The following is a 17,193-nucleotide window of genomic DNA, read 5'->3' as shown; positions in this document are numbered from 1 at the left end:
CCGTTGCACCCCTGCCCGTCGGTCGGAATATCCATAAAAAGCAAAAAACGGGACAATAGGATGTCCCGTTTGGTATTTCATTATTTGGCATATTCAATTACTCTTGTTTCGCGTATAACCGTAACCTTGATGTGTCCCGGATAATCTAGTTCTTCTTCGATTTTCTTTCTAATCTCACGAGCTACACGAATAGCTTGAGAATCGTCAAGTTGGTCTGGCTTGACCATGACGCGGATCTCTCTTCCTGCTTGGATAGCAAAACTGCTTGCTACGCCTTCAAAACTGTTCGCAATTCCTTCCAGTTTCTCCAAACGACGAATGTAGTTTTCCAGAGATTCACTTCTTGCGCCCGGACGAGCAGCAGATAAAGCGTCAGCAGATGCGACCAATACTGATATGATTGAGTTTGCTTCAACATCTCCATGATGTGAGGCAATTGCATTGATGACAACCGGATTTTCTTTGTATTTTTGGGCGATTTCTGCGCCGATTTCAACGTGTGAACCCTCTATTTCATGATCGAGAGCTTTTCCGATGTCATGCAACAGACCTGCACGTTTGGCCAGATTGATATCTTCGCCTAGTTCCCCAGCCATTACGCCGCAAAGTTTTGCGACTTCGATGCTGTGGTTTAGGACATTTTGTCCATAACTAGTGCGGAAATGCAGACGTCCCAAAATTTTAATCAGATCAGGATGCAAAGAATGGATGCCAACTTCAAAAGTTGCTTGTTCGCCGATTTCTCTTATGCGTTCATCCATATCCTTACGGGCTTTCTCAACTGCTTCCTCAATTCTTGCAGGATGGATACGTCCATCTTGAATTAATTTCTCCAAAGCCATTTTTGCAATTTCTCTTCGGATAGGATCAAATCCGCTTAATACGACAGCTTCTGGCGTATCATCGATGATCAGGTCAATACCTGTCAATGTCTCCAAAGTCCGAATGTTTCTTCCTTCGCGGCCAATGATACGGCCTTTCATGTCATCGTTAGGTAATGTAACAACTGAAACTGTTGCTTCCGAAACTAAATCGGCTGCACTTCTTTGAATCGCCTGCAGGATAATGTTTTTCGCATTACGATCTGCTTCATCTTTCGCTTTTTGGTCAGATTCTCTGATCATAACTGCAATTTCATGCGAAAGTTGATTTTCCGTTTCATGCATGATGATATTTCTTGCATCTTCACGGGATAAGGTAGCGATTCTTTCCAATTCATGTTGTTGCTCTTCCACCAATGCTTGAATGCGATTTTCCTCAGAAACTAAAGCGTTTTGTCTTTTGACAAGATTATCCTCTTTTGACTCGATAGATTGCTCACGTTTTGATAGACTGGCATCTTTTCTATCCAAATTTTCTTCTCTTTGGATTAATCGATTTTCTTGTTTTTGAACCTCACCGCGTCGTTCGCGCAATTCATCTTCTATTTCTGAGCGGTATTTGTGGTTCTCATCCTTCGCCTCTAACATAGCTTCTCTTTTTGTTGTTTCTGCTTCTTTACGAGCATCTTCAAGAATTAGGGAAGCGGTATTTTTGGCACCAGCTATTTCTTTTTCGTGATTCGATTTTCGATATAAATATCCGACAACGACACCAAAAATTAAAGCTATGATAGCGAAGGCTAAAGTCCATATATCCATAGTTTCACCTCCGTATCTATTTAATTTTGTTGTCAAAAAAATGAATAAAAATTAGTTTTACAATGTGCAGAATGAAACGATGCAAATAAATTCATTCTAAACGTAGAATACTGACATGTCAACGATAAAACGGTAACATAACCAAAATACATTTATTCTTATTTCTATATTGCCCTATTTCACGTTTTAAAAAAAAGAAAGAGACCCGGATTTTGGTCCCGGCCTCTTCAAAAATACTGATTACTCGTCCAACAGATCTACCGATCCAACCGGCTCGTCTTTTTCCTTTGCTTTTGCCTCTACCGCTTTTTTATCGCCTATGCCATATTCGTCACGGACAAGCTTCTCGATTTCAGCTCTCATCTCTGGATGCTCAGTCAGGAATTTTTTCGCATTTTCGCGGCCTTGACCGATGCGTTCCCCTTTGTAGGCATACCAAGCGCCACTCTTGTTGACGATATCCTTCTCTGAAGCCATATCGATGATTTCGCCGACTTGGGAAATGCCTTCCCCGTACATGATGTCCACTTCAGCTGTTCTGAATGGCGGCGCAACTTTATTTTTGACTACTTTGATTTTTGTGCGGTTACCCATAATCTCTGTTCCGCTCTTGATCTGTTCCGCTCTTCGTACTTCCAGACGGATGGTAGCGTAAAATTTAAGCGCTCTTCCTCCTGGTGTCGTTTCCGGATTGCCGAACATGATGCCGATTTTCTCACGAACTTGGTTGATAAAGATGGCAATCGTTTTTGTTTTGTTGATAGATCCGGATAGTTTTCGTAAAGCTTGGGACATCAGACGTGCTTGCAGACCCATATGGGAGTCTCCCATTTCGCCTTCTATTTCAGCACGCGGAACCAATGCGGCAACCGAGTCAATGACCACAATGTCGACAGCCCCGGATGAAACCAAAGCGTCAGCGATTTCCAGCCCTTGCTCGCCTGTATCCGGTTGGGATAGCAATAATTCATCGATATCCACGCCTAAAGCTGCAGCATATTTTGGATCCAAAGCATGCTCAGCATCTATGAAGGCAGCAACGCCGCCTTTCTTTTGCACTTCAGCAATCGCATGGAGCGCAACGGTTGTTTTACCTGAAGATTCAGGACCGTACACTTCGATGATACGGCCTCTCGGATAACCGCCTACGCCCAACGCAACATCAAGAGCCAACGAACCACTCGGTACAGTGGATATTTGTGTGTCCACTTTTTCGCCAAGCTTCATAACCGAACCTTTACCAAAATTTCTTTCTATCTTTTTCAGAGCCTCATCCAAGGCTTTTTGTCTATTTTCATTTAAATTAGCCATCTATTATTTCCTCCAAGCTTTCATTTGCATGCATTAACACCACAACGTAATACTATCCTGTTCCGGGCAAAAAAGCAAGATTAAAGTGAACAGATGTTCGTTTTTTTATTCTTCAAACTCAGAATCCAGCAAATTCCGCCGAATTATATCAAATCCCTGCATCACTGCCTGTTCCCGGTTTCCGAGGCGATCACGGGAAAACCGGAAACCTTGGACGGCTGTCGGTCCATTTTTTTGGCTTAAGGCAATCCATACCGTCCCGGCTGGCTTGTTCTCCAGTTGATCAGGTCCAGCAACGCCTGTGAAAGAAATGCCCAACTCAGTATTAAACAGTTCGCGCGCACGCTCCGCCATCGCAACCGCACACTCAGGACTGACCATTCCGTATGTCTCAAGAATATTTTCTGGAACGCCGAGTACCTGTTGTTTGGCACCTTCTTGGTAAGAAACGATGCCTCCAGCGAAGACCTCGCTGATGCCGGGAACCTTGACAAGTTCAGCTTGAAAAAGCCCTCCAGTCAAGCTCTCAGCCGCGCTGATCGATTTTTTGACCTTCAACAATTTCTTGCCTACAACTTCGGCAAGGCTGGATTCGTCGCCGTCACCATAATGATATTCTCCGACAAGCGCCAATATTTCCGCTTTTTTTTCATCCAATAGCTCACCGCAAATCACTTCTGTTGCAGCGTTTGCGGTGAGTCTCAAGGTCACTTCGTATTTCCCGGCATATGGGGCTATCGTTGGGTTGGTCTGATTGCGGATCAGTTCATCCAAAACCGTGGTCAAGGTGGACTCACCGATTCCGAAAAAGCGGAGCGTCTTCGATGAAATGACTTGCTGATCTTCATACTTGCTGGAAAGGAACGGCTTCACAAATTGCAGAAACATCTGCTCAAGTTCTCTTGGCGGGCCTGGCAGCAGCAAATAACCTGTCCCATTCTTTTCGGTATAGGTGCCGAGCGCTTGTCCAATCGGGTTCGGGAAGACACTACCGCTCCTGAACACTAAAGCTTGAAGTTCATTGTTTTTCGTCATGCTCCTTCCCGAACGTTCAAACCATTTCTGGATATGCGTCAACCCCGCTTCATCCATGACAAGCTCTTCCTCAAGGTGCTCCGCTACGGTTTGTTTGGTCAAATCATCCCGGGTGGGTCCGAGCCCTCCTGTAAAAATCAACAGGTCGCTTCTTGATTCAGCTATTTTGATCACTTCTTTTATTTTCCCCGGATTATCGCCGACAACCGTCTGGAAATACGAATCTATGCCCAAACCGGTCAGTTCTTTGGCGATGAACGCCGCATCCGAATTCACTATTTGCCCCATCAACAATTCCGTTCCGACTGAAATGATTTCTGCATTCATATTTAATCCCTCACATCCATAGTATTCGCTTAAATAAAACAAAAACTCCAATTGCATAAAAAAGATAAAGAAAAAGAAGGGCACAAAAGAATCGCGTTTCCTTTTGTTCAGGTTGCAATCTGATGCAACCCAGCCCTTCTTATTTATTAAAATTACATGGAAAATTACATGGATCCGACAAAAACATGTTTATTCTTGACGAAATAATCCACCCCTGAGTAGATGGTGAAAACTAAGCAAAGATACAACATGATGTCCGCAACCGGAATGCCGGTTGCCTGAAAAGGAAAATTATCCACGAACAACAAAATGATGGCTACCATTTGCGTTGCCGTTTTGATTTTCCCTGGCCATGCCGCTGCCATGACTTCGCCTTCTTTCACAAGCAACAGGCGTAAACCTGTTACCGCCAACTCCCGGCTGATGATTATGCTGACGACCCACGACGGGGCCAGCCCTTGACCGACAAGTACGATCAAGGCTGTGGCGACAAGCATCTTGTCCGCCAATGGATCAGCAAATTTCCCGAAATTGGTGACCAACCCGTCCCTTCTGGCGATGTAACCATCCAACCAATCCGTAAAACTGGCGATGGCAAAAATGAGGGCTCCGACCAGCTGATTGACGGCAATCTGTGATTGGGCAACCGCAAGCGTACCCCAATCGAAAGGAACCAAAGTGATGATCATGAACAACGGAATCATAAAAATCCGCAACGCTGTCAATTTATTAGGTAAATTCAACTTCTGCAACTCCTTTAATGTTCCCTGCCTTATTCCACACCTTTTACGGTAAAGGATAAGGTTTGGGTCTGAATCTCTTGATAATCTGCTGGCATCGCGACAACTGTCCCATCCAGTTCGATGATTGTTGCAGGCATCACGCCGACTACCACTTCGATTTCGCTTGTGTTCAACGGTAGTGTGACCGTCAACGGGTTTTCACTGCCTACGATGCCTGAAGGCTCTTGGACGATTCCGTTCACGCTTACGCTGATCCAGGAACTTCCTCCTGCCACAGCCGAGATTTTCAACTCTGATGGCAACGACAAACTGGTGACGTCATATTCCGCATAACCATTGGTAGACGAGACCAGGGTCACTTGCGCTGTTTGTTCTGCGACAACGGCGCTGTCTGCCTGCTCTGTACCGCTAGAAACCGTCGCTTGCGATGCCATAATTGTTTGGCTGATGTTCGAAGCCACTTCGATCTGAACCTGCTCATCATCATCGTTCAATGTAGCCTTCCAGACCACAAGTACGATGGCAATTACCGACACAGCCAACAGAAAAGTAGGCAACTGGCTCTGGACGGAACCGCCATAATTAAAATTCGTCTTTTTTGAAGCTCTTTTAGTTTCGGAGCGACTGGGAGAAAAAGAACCGGAATCCTCCGTTTGGCTGCTCCCGTGTATTTCCGGAATCACACTTGAGTGATCCCCCAACAAGCGATCGCCATCCAAGCCCACAGTATCAGCATACTGCTTGATGAAGGCACGCACATAGAAATTGCCCGGCATAATTTCAAAATCGCCTTCTTCTATCGCAATCAAATACCGCTTCTGTATTTTAGTGATCTGTTGCAGATCATCCAATGTGTATCCTTTGGAAAGTCTAGCACTTTTTAGTATTTCCCCAATTTGAACCATTTCTTCACCTGCCTTCACTTGCAAATCCCGAAGTTACCATGGGTATTATACCATAAAATTCCTTCACAAGGAGTTCCAATGCTGTTTTACCTGAGCCAGCCACCGGATACGTAAATGGCCTGCCCCGTCATGTAGCGGCTGTCTTCCTTCAGAAATTGGGATACCCAGAAGCTGATTTCATCCGGTTTCCCCATCCTCCCAAGAGGGATTTCCTCAAGCAGAGCCTCTTTTTCATCGTTTTCCAGATGCGCGTTCATTTGCGTATCAATCGCTCCTGGGCAGATGGCATTGACGGTTACTCCCAATGAAGCAACTTCCTTGCTGTAGGCTTTAACGAAGGCGATCTGCGCCCCTTTGACGGTGCTGTACAGCACTTCGAGCCCGCTGCCGACTTCTCCATAGACAGAGCTGATGAAAACAATGCGGCCGTTGCGAGAGCGGGCGATTTTGTCCTGCAGCGCTTGTATGATCAGGATCGGCATTTTGACGTGCATTTCCCATAAGGCATCCATTTGCAGTGACGTCATATCCTGAAGCAACCCATATTCCGTCGTGCCGTGCGCAAAAACGATCGCTTGGAGCGAGAAAATATGGTCAGCAAGTGTCGAAACACCTGCTTCATCGGTAAAATCCAGGCAAAGCGGATAGAATTCCTGTTCTGGATAGGCCGATTGCAATTCTGTCAGCAACAGATTGATTTTTTCTTGATTGGAATGATAATGCAGGTAAAGCGACCAGCCTGAACCGGCCAAATCCCTTGCGATGGAAGTCCCGATGTCGCCGGAGGCTCCCGTCACCAAAGCAGCTTTCATTGCTGTTTTGCTCCCTTCTGGAGAATCACATAGGTACTCATGCTTTGTTCTTTGAGATATCCTTCGGCAAATTTACGGATGTCCTCCAGACTGGTCTCTTCGATCAGCGGAACGACTTCAAAAAGTTCGGCTCCGGAAAACAACAACGTGCTGTAGTGATTGGCGATGTATTCTAGGGAGTTGAAAGCCTGCAACTGTTCTCCAATCATGCTCTTCTTCAACAAATCAAATTTCTCATTTGTCAGATTAGCATCCGCTTCCCATTCCAAGAGAATCCGCTTCAGCTTTTCTTCCAACAGTTTGGGTTCTTCCGTATCCGATTCGATCGCCATAAAGTGGAAAGAACGATCCAAATTGAAGGAATAGCCGAAGCTGTCATCGATCAAGCCATTGTCATAAAGCTCAATGAAATGTGTGGAGCTCCGGCCGAAAAGCAATTCCAGCAACAATGAGCCGTAGATTTTGTATTTTTCGGCTTGGTTTCCGGTGACATCCGCATCCAAACCTTTCACACCAAGCATCACTTTCGGGCGCTGCACATCCATTTCGATTGCTTTGTACGGAATGATGTTCTGGATTGAGGTCGGTGGCAAGGTGCGCTGGATCGGTTTGGCGGGAAGAAATGTTTTTCCGGCTTGATTTTGTTTGATGGTTTCCATCATTTCTTCGGGGGCGAAGTTACCAATCATCAGTATGTTCATATTGGATGGATGGTAGAACGTGTCATAACAGATTTGCAGCAATTCCGGCGAGATTTCCTGGATGCTGTCGACCGTTCCGGCTATATCCACCGAGAGCGGGTGTTCGGGATAGAGGTTACGCAGCAACCCGTAAAAAAGTTGCCAGCCCGGATTATCTTCATACATGCGGATTTCTTGGGCGATGATGCCTTTTTCCTTTTCAGTGCCTTCCTCCGTGAAATGTGGGTCTTGAACGAAGTCAAGCAGGCTGTTCGTATTTTCCGGGATGTTGTCCGTTGCTGAAAAGAGATAGCTTGTCCGCGTGAAGGAAGTGAAAGCATTCGCTGAAGCTCCGTATTTTGCGAAATCTTCAAAGGCATCATGGTCCTCGCCTTCAAACAACTTATGTTCAAGAAAATGTGCGATGCCGTCCGGAATTTTGATTTCCTTGTCTCCGTTTATCGGCACAAACTGGTTATCGATCGAGCCAAAATCGGTGGTAAAGATGCCATAGGTTTTGGAATACTTATTTTTCGGAATCAATACTACCTGCAAGCCGTTGTCCAATACTTCCGTATAGACGGTTTCGTTAAGTGCCTCATAGTGTACTTTATTCATCTGTAGCCTCGCCTTTCAAGAAAAATATTGCCTGCAAAGTCATTTTTTCCGCAACAGCAATGATTTGTTCCTTCGTCACCGCATTCAATCCGGCGATCCATTGCTCCTGCGAAAGAGGATTTTCTATAATCAGGATATCCTGGTACTGTTTCGCCAAACTTCGGCCCTGATAATCATCATTTTGTTTGTAGTGGTTGATCAGCATGCTTTTTGTTTGAGCGATCAGGTCATCCGAGAAATCCCCTGCTTGCATATCCTTCAGTTGTGCCAAAACAATTTCCTCGACTTGCTCCCGTTTATCAAACTCGATGCCGGTGCCGACAGTCATGACCCCGCGCAGGAAGTCCAAGCCACTTGAAGCTGAGTAAGCCAAACTCTCCTTTTCACGGACATTCTGGAACAGTTTTGAATGAGGGAATCCCCCAAACAGTCCATCAAAAACCAAGCCGGCAAAATAATGCTCATTCATGTAATAGACAGGTGAGGAGAAGCCAAAAAATAACTTGCCTTGGTTGATGTCCTGAGCCTCACTGGCCGCAACGGGTTCCGTATTCATTTCACGGTAATAGAATACCTCTTTTTCGGTTTCTTCCCGGTCCGCAAGCTTCTGGGCAGCCAATATATTCAATATCCGGTCAGGCGCTACATCGCCCGAAACGAGGATATCCAGCTGATTCGACTCGATCATCTCTGCATAGCGCTCGAACAGGCTTGTTGAGGTGATATCCTTAAGGAAGCAGGCGTCACCTATGCCTTGATACGCTTGATCCGTTCCCTCGAACATCACTTGGTTCAAGCGCGTGCGCGCGTATGCTGACTTATCTTCGATCAGAGATTCGAAATAATTATGCAGATTTTCTTTCTCCCTAAGAAACGTCTTCTCGTGGAACTTGCCGTCTTCAGCATTGGGCCTGAAGATGATTTCTTCTAGAAAAGCGAACGCCTCCTCAAGAAGTGTATCATCGCCTCCGATGAACTTATCATTGACGACGGATAGACTCATCGTCACGACGTGCTGTTTGCCGAAACGCTGCGATTGCGTATGCAGCGTCGCACCGTAGAGGCTGGCCATTTTCAGATCCATCTCGTTTTGGCTGGGATACTGTTTGCTGTTCGTTTCCAGCATATTCTTCACTAAAGAACGTTCCGTAGCAGTTTTCCCGCCGAAGATCGTCCTGAATTTGTACTGGATCAATACGGTTTTGTATTTGTCGGAAGGTTCGATATAGGCCGTAACGCCTTGCTTTAATTTATATTCCATCCATTTCACGTCCTGTAAGCTATTTTATTTGTCGATAGGGAAAACTATACTCTAGTTCCGGTTTTTTTTCAATTAAGCCATTCCTTGTCCACTCTGCTCCCATGCCTAGCGCAAAAAGAAAAGGTTGACTCGTGTTGAGCCAACCCTTCTCACTGAAAGAGATTACTTTGACTTGATGTAAGTCGTACCGTTGGCAGCTGGGCCTCTGGATTTACCGATAAAACCTACAAGCACAATGATCGTAATGACATAAGGTGCAATCTGGAGATAGACGGAAGGGATATTCTGGATGACCGGAATATAGCTGCCGATGACTCCCAAACTTTGGGCGAACCCGAAGAAAATCGCCGCTCCCATCACTCCGATTGGATTCCACTTGCCGAAAATCATTGCAGCCATGGCAATGAAACCTTGACCAGCAATCGTTGATCCGGAAAAATTCAGGCTGATTGACTGGGAGACGATAGCGCCGCCCACACCGCCTAAAAAGCCGGAAATCAACACGCCCGCGTAGCGCATCACGTAGACGTTGATCCCCAATGTATCTGCCGCTTGCGGGTGTTCCCCGACTGAACGCAGGCGCAAACCGAAAGTCGTCTTGAAGATGATGAAGTAGCAGACAAGCGCTGTCGCGATTGCTGCATAGGCTGGAGCTGATGTATTCGTGAAAAATATCTCACCGATGATTGGGATATCCTTCAAGATAGGGAAACTGGTTTTCCCGAAGTTCTGGATGATGAAGGCGGTCTGGCCTTTTCCCTCATAAAGAACCTTAGTTAAAAATACTGCAAGCGCGGGGGCAAGCATATTGATGACCGTTCCGGAAACGATATGGTTCGCCCTTAGATTGATGGTAGCAACGGCATGGATGGTCGAGAAGAAGATGCCGACTGCCCCAGCCACCAACAACGCAACCCAAGGGGTCATCTTGCCAAGATTGTCGGCATAGTTCAGATTAAAGACTATGGCTGAGAAAGCTCCCATGACCATTGTGCCTTCCAAGCCCACGTTGACGATACCGCTCCGTTCCGAGAATGTTCCGCCAAGGCCTGTGAAGATCAACGGCGCAGAATAAATCAAAGCAGAGGATACGATAATTGATAGAATCGCTAGCATGTCCATCTCACGCCACCTCCTTTTTATTGACTTTAGACAGTTTATTGATTAAAAGTCGGATAATATAGCTCGCGCCGACGAAGAAGATTATTGACGCAATCACGATATCGACGATTTCGACCGGTACGCCGGACATAAGTGGCATACTCGTTCCGCCAATTTTTAGCGTACTGAACAGAAGTGCAGCAAACAGGATACCTATAGGACTCCCAATGCCCAACAAGGCTACTGCCATACCATCGAATCCAACTGCAGGCATCGCACCTTGAACAAACATATTTTGGAAATTCCCCAAGCCTTCCATTGCGCCTCCCAAACCAGCCAACCCACCGCTGATCAACATGGCCAAAATAATGTTCTTTTTGGCGTTCATCCCTGCGTAATCCGCTGCATCAGGATTCAAGCCCACTGAACGGAATTCGAAACCATACGTTGTTTTTTTCATCAGCACCCACACTACCGCAATCATGATAAGGGAAATGAAGATACCGGCATGCGGTGTTGAATTGCGCGTCACTTCCGATAAAAAGGGAACCCTTAAACTAGCATTTTCTGTGATTCTGGCTGTAGAGTCCCCGGAATCCGTCAAAACATTCCTGACGATGTGGTTGTTGATGTATAAGGCTGTGTGATTCAACATGATGGTGACGATCACTTCACTTGTATTGAAATAGGCACGCAAGACTCCGGCGATACCCGCCCACAGCGCTCCGGCGGCAACACCCGCAAAAATGCATAAAGGCAACAATACGATTTTTGGTAATTCAGGCAACATCTGGGCGACACTGACGGATGCCAGCCAGCCGAATAAAGTTTGACCCGCTACACCTATGTTAAAGAATCCGGCTGTGTTGGCTACCGCAAAACCTAATGCGACCAGAATCAAAGGAGTAGCTTCACGCAGTAATTCGCCTATGTAAAATGGCGATCCGAATGCTCCCTTCAGCATTGCTGAATAACCTGCAACGGCATCGTAACCGAAAGACCACATGACGATTGCGCCGATCAACAACCCTAATATGACTGAAAGTAAAGGGATGATAATCCCCTGGATGCGAGTGGCTCCTTGTTGATTACTCATGAAGGCTTCCCTCCTCTTCCTTGTTTTTTTCCAATTCTTCCCGGGCCTTTTTCAAAGAAGAGCCGGCCATCAGTAAGCCCAGTTCTTGTTCAGAAGTTTCCTCAGGCTTGACGTAGGCCACAATCTCACCTTCAAACATCACGGCGATGACATCGGAGAGATTCAAGATTTCATCCAACTCGAAGCTCATCAAGAGGATTGCCTTGTCTTTATCCCTTTGCTCAATCAAGCGTTTATGGATAAATTCGATTGCTCCCACATCCAAGCCTCGGGTCGGTTGGGCTGCAATCAATAACGAAGGGTTCCGATCAACTTCACGAGCGATGATTGCTTTTTGCTGATTTCCGCCGGACAATGAACCCGCTGTCGACTTTTCGCTTTGCGTCCGCACATCAAACTCTCTGATTAATTCAATGGCGTGGTTCTCGATGGCGGTGTCATTCAGGAAGCAATTCTTGCTGTAAGGTTCTTGATAGTACGTCTGCAACGCGATATTTTCGTCCAAACGCATCGGCAGTATCAGGCCGAACTTTTGTCGGTCTTCAGGGATATGCCCCAAACCAGCCTCGGTGATTTTGCGCGGAGCCAAGTTGGTGATGGTTTCTCCGTTCAATTTGACGATTCCGCTCTCGGCCTTCCGCAAGCCAGTGATGGCTTGGATCAGTTCACTTTGGCCGTTCCCGTCGATTCCAGCGATTCCGACGATTTCACCAGCCCTTACCGTTAGGCTCAAATTACGCACAGCTTCCAGACCACGGCTCTCTTTGACCGTCAATCCCACAACTTCCAATACGGCCTGTTTCGGTTGGGATGGTTTTTTGACTGTGCGGAACAGAACGGAACGCCCCACCATCATATCGGCCAGTTCTTGCTGGGAGGTCTGCTTCACGTCGACGGTGCCAATACTTTTGCCTTTGCGGATTACCGTGCAACGATCAGCTACGGCTTTGATTTCATCCAGTTTATGTGTAATCAGGATAATTGACTTGCCTTCTTTCGTCAATTCCCTCATAATCGCCATCAACTCGTCAATTTCTTGGGGTGTCAACACTGCCGTTGGTTCGTCAAAAATGAGGACGTCCGCCCCGCGGTACAATGTTTTCAGGATTTCGACCCTTTGTTGCATCCCGACCGTGATGTCCTCGATTTTGGCGGAAGGATTGACTGCCAAGCGATATTTATTGGACAAATCCGCAATCACGTCAGCAGCTGCCTTTTTATTTAAGACACCAAATCTACTCGGCTCACTGCCTAAAATGATGTTTTCCGTAACCGTGAAGTCCTTGACCAGCATAAAATGTTGGTGCACCATTCCAATCCCCAATTTATCGGCAACACCCGGAGAACTGATTTTGACCTCTTGCCCTTTGACCTTGATGGTTCCGCTTGTAGGTTCCAAAAGACCAGAGAGAATATTCATCAAAGTCGACTTACCCGCGCCATTTTCACCCAACAAAGCGTGAATTTCACCTTTTTTCAAGCTGAGAAAAATATCATCATTTGCTTTATAATTGCCGAAAGCTTTTGTTACGCCAATCATCTCAATGACATAATTTTCTTCTGTCATGCTGATTCCACCCCTTACTAAAATTGAATGCATGCATTCCTTCGTGCAGCAGTGCGACACGCTTATAAAATATAATACCGTAAAACACTATTTCACACCTATTATAAAGTATTTCCAAACTCCTATCCACTTTTGTTTGTCACAAAAAATAAACATTTGTTCCTTCTATTTGTGCGGAACGATTTATTATTGGGGGACTATGCGCGAAAAAAAAAAGAGAAGCAACTCAATATCCCAAACCGGAATCAAGTTGCTTCTTTAAAGATTTTAAAAAGTGATTAGTTTTCTGGAGCTTCCGGAACGGCCAGCGTTCCTTCCAAAATTTGTGCTTTCGCATCGTTGACTGCAGTCAACGTTTCTTCGCTCAACTGGCCATCAGTCAGGTCAACACCTTCTTCAGCCAACCCGAAATTCAACACTTCTCCTGCCGGGAATTCGCCGTTCATCGTTAATGTAGCGATATCCTTAGCTGCAGTCCCTACACCCTTCAACGTTGAAGTCAAAGTAAGGTTTCTTTCAGTGCCGTCATCAAGAGTCAACAAACCCTCTTCTGTTTGGTCACGGTCAACACCGATTACCCAGATTTCTTTTGAAGGATCAGCTTTTACGATATCCTTAGCTTCTGAGAATACGCCATTTCCGGAATCTCCGGCAGCTTGATAAATGACATCGATTCCGCTTGCATACATTGCGGCAGCTTTAGATTTCCCACCTGCAGCATCGCCAAACGAGCCGACATATTCAACTTTTACATCTATATCAGGATTTACGGATTGGGCACCAGCTACGAAGCCAGCTTCAAAGCGATCGATTACAACGCTCTCTTGTCCGCCGATGAAGCCTAGTTGGTTGGTTTTGGTTGTTTTAGCAGCAGCGACACCTGCCAAGAAAGCAGCTTCATTGTCTTTGAATGATACAGATACAGTATTTTCGCCTTCAATGACATCATCGATGATGGCAAACATTGTGTCCGGGTTCTGCGTTGCCACATCCTGCATCGCCGATTTCAACTTATAGCCAATACCAAATACAAGATCAAAATTACTGTTTACGGCAGTGTTCAAGTTCGTAACAAATTCCGAATCGGCATTTGATTGTATATAATCAAATCCATCGATCCCTTTTTCTTTGCCGTTCTCTTCGCCCCATGCAACAAGGCCTTCCCACGCGCTTTGGTTGAATGATTTGTCATCCACGCCGCCGACGTCGGTAACCATTGCGATAGTGAAGTTATCTTCCGTTCCCTCCGCTGTGCTGGAACCTGTTGCACTGCTGTCAGCCGTGTCGCCGTTGCCACCGCAAGCTGCCAGGATTGTGCTGACACCTAAACCTAATGCCAATAAACTAACATATTTTTGCTTCTTCACCATGACCCCTCCAATAAACTTCAATTTTTTAAACTTGTAAGTACAAGCTTCTTACAAAAAATATCATATCATGTATTTCGTAAAAAATAAATAATATTGATTTTTTTGTAATCGTTTTTTCATTTAATATCCATATATTTGTCGGAATGCTCTGGGTTAAACCTCGGAATCAAAGGGGATATCCGTATTATTTTCATATACCCCTTCGCTAATGTTCACTTTTCTCGGCTTGCTGCCATCAGCCGGCCCGACGATCCCTCTTGCCTCCATTTCGTCTATCAGCCGTGCGGCCCGGTTATAGCCGATCCGGAATCTCCGCTGCAATTTAGAAATGCTTGCCGTTTCATCCGATCTGATGAATTCTACAGCTTCCCCGAAGAGCTCATCCTCCGGCTCCTCACTTGCAGAAGTCACATTTTCGGTCGGCATCATTTCCTCGACATAGTTCGCTTCTTGCTGATTTTTGACGAAAGTGACAATGTGCTCGACTTCCTCGTCGGAAATGAACGCGCCTTGCACACGGATCGGTTTATTTTCACCCATCGGACGGAAGAGCATATCCCCTCTGCCCAATAACTTTTCTGCACCGGAGCCATCGATTATCGTTCTGGAATCGATCGAACTGGATACAGCAAACGCAATCCGGGATGGGACGTTCGCTTTGATGATGCCAGTGATGACATCGACACTCGGCCGTTGCGTTGCCAAAATCATATGAATTCCCGCAGCACGTGCCATCTGCGCCAATCTGGTGATTGCATCTTCCACTTCATTGCTGGCCACCATCATCAAATCTGCCAGCTCATCCACGATGACTACTATGTAAGGCAACGTAGGATTGTTTTCTCCATTTTCCAGATTGTATTCAACAATCAGATTGTTATAACCGTCGATGTTACGCATACCGGTACCGGCAAACAATTCGTATCTTCTTTCCATTTCCGTTACGACTTTTTGGAGCGCTTGCGCCGCTTTGCGTGGATTCGTGACCACCGGCGTCAGCAAGTGGGGAATCCCGTTATAGACGTTTAATTCCACCATTTTCGGATCGATCATCATCATTTTCACTTCGTTCGGTTTGGCTTTCATCAAGATACTCGTGATGATGCCGTTGATGCAGACTGATTTCCCGCTTCCGGTCGCACCCGCAATCAGAAGGTGGGGCATCTTCGTCAGATTCGCGCTCTGCACGACGCCGGAGATGTCTCGGCCTAACGGCACCTCCAACAGCTTGTCGGTGTGCTTTTGACCTTCCATGACATCTCGGAAGGATACGACACTGACTTCACTGTTCGGTACTTCTATGCCGATAAAGGATTTCCCGGGTATCGGCGCTTCGATGCGGATATCCTTTGCCGCCAAAGCCAGCGCCAAATCATCACTGAGGCTCACAATTTTACTGACCTTCACCCCGACTGCCGGTTGGATCTCATATTTTGTCACAGCTGGTCCAAGGTTGGCTTTCGTGACTTTGGCCTCCACCCCGAAGCTCGCGAACGTCTCTTCCAGCTTCTTGACATTTTTTTCGATTGTCGCATATTCATTCGATTGATCGATCGCTTTGATTTCATTCAATAAAGTGACCGGCGGCAAATGGTAATCCCTGTTCTCCTGCTCCGCAGTGATTTCGAACTCCAGCTCGCCGCTGATGTCTTCCTCGCTGCCTCCAGCCGTTGTTTTTTCAAGGCTGGCCGATTGGGCGGACGCGTTCTTCTCATTGTCCGCATATTTGTGTTCGGCTGCTTTTTCAAGTTGCTTCTGGAAGCTGTCGATTTTCAGCTGAACGGGTTCGCGCTCTTTTTCGGCAAATACTTCATTTTTTGATGCTTTCAAAGCTTCCGCTTCTTCCTTCATCAATTTTTTCGCTGCCGATTCGCTTTTGATCTGATTTTTGGCTTTTTCGACTAGTGAAGGTTTCTTGTCGATCGGAACGCTGTTTGACCTGGTCGGTTTTTTCACAGTTTTCGAATCTATGATCGAGCTGGCCACTTTATCTTTCGTGTAAAGCACTGCCCGTTTACTGTTGTGCCCGAAGACCAAAGCAACTTTGCGCACGACTTCCATGACATCATGTGTCGTGAAGCCAAAGATGACCGCCACACCAAAAAATACAAGCAGTCCGATGATGATGTAAGTGCCCCATTGCGAAACCAAAAAATGGGTTCCAGTATAGAAGGCTGCTCCAATCAAGCCCCCGCCCATCTCTGAAGCCGTATCCGCTCGCCTGACATCGGTCAAAAAACGCGCAAGCGTAACGGATACGACCGACGCACCCTCCGTTACAACTGTTTCAAAGGCCTGTGAATGGAGATAAAGCAGCGCTGCTGAATAAAGCAGGATGCCGCTAATTAGCCAGTTCTTTCTTATTTTGGGTTCTTTTCCTCTTAAAATCAGGTACAGACCATAGGCACCGAACAGCGCCAGACTGACCGGGTAGGTTTCGCCGACAAAAAAACGGAAAAAATTCGCCAACGCTATACCGGCAAACCCGAGTTGCCCAATCCCTAAGGCTGAACTGAAAAGAAATAGCACGCCGATAAGCTCGTAGGATATCTTCTGCCCGGTCGCCTTCTTTTTCTTTCTTGTTGTCGTCGTTCTTTTCGCCAAACATGCCAACTCCTTTTTTAACTTTTACTCAAAACCACTGTTTGTCTAAATAAAACAGCGGGCCATAGATTGTTCGTTTGATTACCCGTATCGGTTCATTATACTACAAAACGAAGCCTTTAC

At 46.2% G+C, this 17,193-nt stretch carries 13 protein-coding genes; all 13 read right to left on the bottom strand.

The features are described from left to right. Nucleotides 1-80: 80 nt before the first annotated feature. Nucleotides 81-1,640, bottom strand: a complete 1,560-nt coding sequence (gene rny, locus BLV66_RS01695) for a ribonuclease Y (RefSeq protein WP_086985190.1) — start codon at nucleotides 1,638-1,640, stop codon at nucleotides 81-83. A 240-nt stretch (nucleotides 1,641-1,880) separates the two neighbouring features. After that, entirely contained in the window at nucleotides 1,881-2,951 is a 1,071-nt protein-coding gene (gene recA, locus BLV66_RS01690; protein WP_086985192.1) for a recombinase RecA, read from the bottom strand. A 105-nt stretch (nucleotides 2,952-3,056) separates the two neighbouring features. Next, a complete protein-coding gene (locus tag BLV66_RS01685; RefSeq protein WP_086985194.1) occupies nucleotides 3,057-4,313 on the bottom strand; it encodes a competence/damage-inducible protein A in 1,257 nt (418 codons plus the stop codon). A gap of 164 nt (nucleotides 4,314-4,477) precedes the next feature. Beyond that, complete coding sequence (pgsA, locus tag BLV66_RS01680) at nucleotides 4,478-5,056, bottom strand: CDP-diacylglycerol--glycerol-3-phosphate 3-phosphatidyltransferase (protein ID WP_086985196.1); 579 nt, start codon at nucleotides 5,054-5,056, stop codon at nucleotides 4,478-4,480. A 29-nt stretch (nucleotides 5,057-5,085) separates the two neighbouring features. Continuing rightward, nucleotides 5,086-5,961: a helix-turn-helix domain-containing protein gene (locus BLV66_RS01675; RefSeq protein WP_086985198.1), complete on the bottom strand. Its 876-nt coding sequence runs from the start codon at nucleotides 5,959-5,961 to the stop codon at nucleotides 5,086-5,088. Between the two features lie 86 nt (nucleotides 5,962-6,047). Beyond that, nucleotides 6,048-6,773 (bottom strand): elongation factor P 5-aminopentanone reductase, encoded by a 726-nt coding sequence (gene ymfI / locus BLV66_RS01670; RefSeq protein ID WP_086985200.1) that lies wholly within the window; start codon nucleotides 6,771-6,773, stop codon nucleotides 6,048-6,050. Continuing rightward, nucleotides 6,770-8,071 carry an EF-P 5-aminopentanol modification-associated protein YfmH gene (yfmH, locus tag BLV66_RS01665; RefSeq protein ID WP_086985201.1) on the bottom strand — a complete coding sequence of 434 codons (1,302 nt, stop codon included), beginning with the start codon at nucleotides 8,069-8,071 and terminating at the stop codon, nucleotides 6,770-6,772. The genes ymfI and yfmH overlap by 4 nt, the downstream gene beginning before the upstream one ends. After that, nucleotides 8,064-9,332 (bottom strand): EF-P 5-aminopentanol modification-associated protein YfmF, encoded by a 1,269-nt coding sequence (gene yfmF, locus BLV66_RS01660; protein ID WP_086985203.1) that lies wholly within the window; start codon nucleotides 9,330-9,332, stop codon nucleotides 8,064-8,066. Before yfmF ends, yfmH begins: the two co-directional genes overlap by 8 nt. A 162-nt stretch (nucleotides 9,333-9,494) precedes the next feature. Next, nucleotides 9,495-10,454 carry an ABC transporter permease gene (locus BLV66_RS01655; RefSeq protein ID WP_086985205.1) on the bottom strand — a complete coding sequence of 320 codons (960 nt, stop codon included), beginning with the start codon at nucleotides 10,452-10,454 and terminating at the stop codon, nucleotides 9,495-9,497. Between the two features lies 1 nt (nucleotide 10,455). Next, nucleotides 10,456-11,529: an ABC transporter permease gene (locus BLV66_RS01650; RefSeq protein ID WP_093114541.1), complete on the bottom strand. Its 1,074-nt coding sequence runs from the start codon at nucleotides 11,527-11,529 to the stop codon at nucleotides 10,456-10,458. After that, entirely contained in the window at nucleotides 11,522-13,096 is a 1,575-nt protein-coding gene (locus BLV66_RS01645; protein WP_086985208.1) for an ABC transporter ATP-binding protein, read from the bottom strand. The genes BLV66_RS01650 and BLV66_RS01645 overlap by 8 nt, the downstream gene beginning before the upstream one ends. Before the next feature lie 278 nt (nucleotides 13,097-13,374). Further along, nucleotides 13,375-14,463: a BMP family lipoprotein gene (locus tag BLV66_RS01640; protein WP_086985986.1), complete on the bottom strand. Its 1,089-nt coding sequence runs from the start codon at nucleotides 14,461-14,463 to the stop codon at nucleotides 13,375-13,377. A gap of 156 nt (nucleotides 14,464-14,619) precedes the next feature. Next, entirely contained in the window at nucleotides 14,620-17,070 is a 2,451-nt protein-coding gene (locus BLV66_RS01635) for a DNA translocase FtsK (protein WP_086985210.1), read from the bottom strand. Nucleotides 17,071-17,193: the final 123 nt, after the last annotated feature.

The sequence above is a fragment of the Trichococcus collinsii genome (assembly GCF_900107505.1).
GTDB classification, from domain to species: domain Bacteria; phylum Bacillota; class Bacilli; order Lactobacillales; family Aerococcaceae; genus Trichococcus; species Trichococcus collinsii.
The sequence above is the reverse complement of the archived record's forward strand: the minus strand, read 5'-3'. Positions and strand labels throughout refer to the sequence as shown.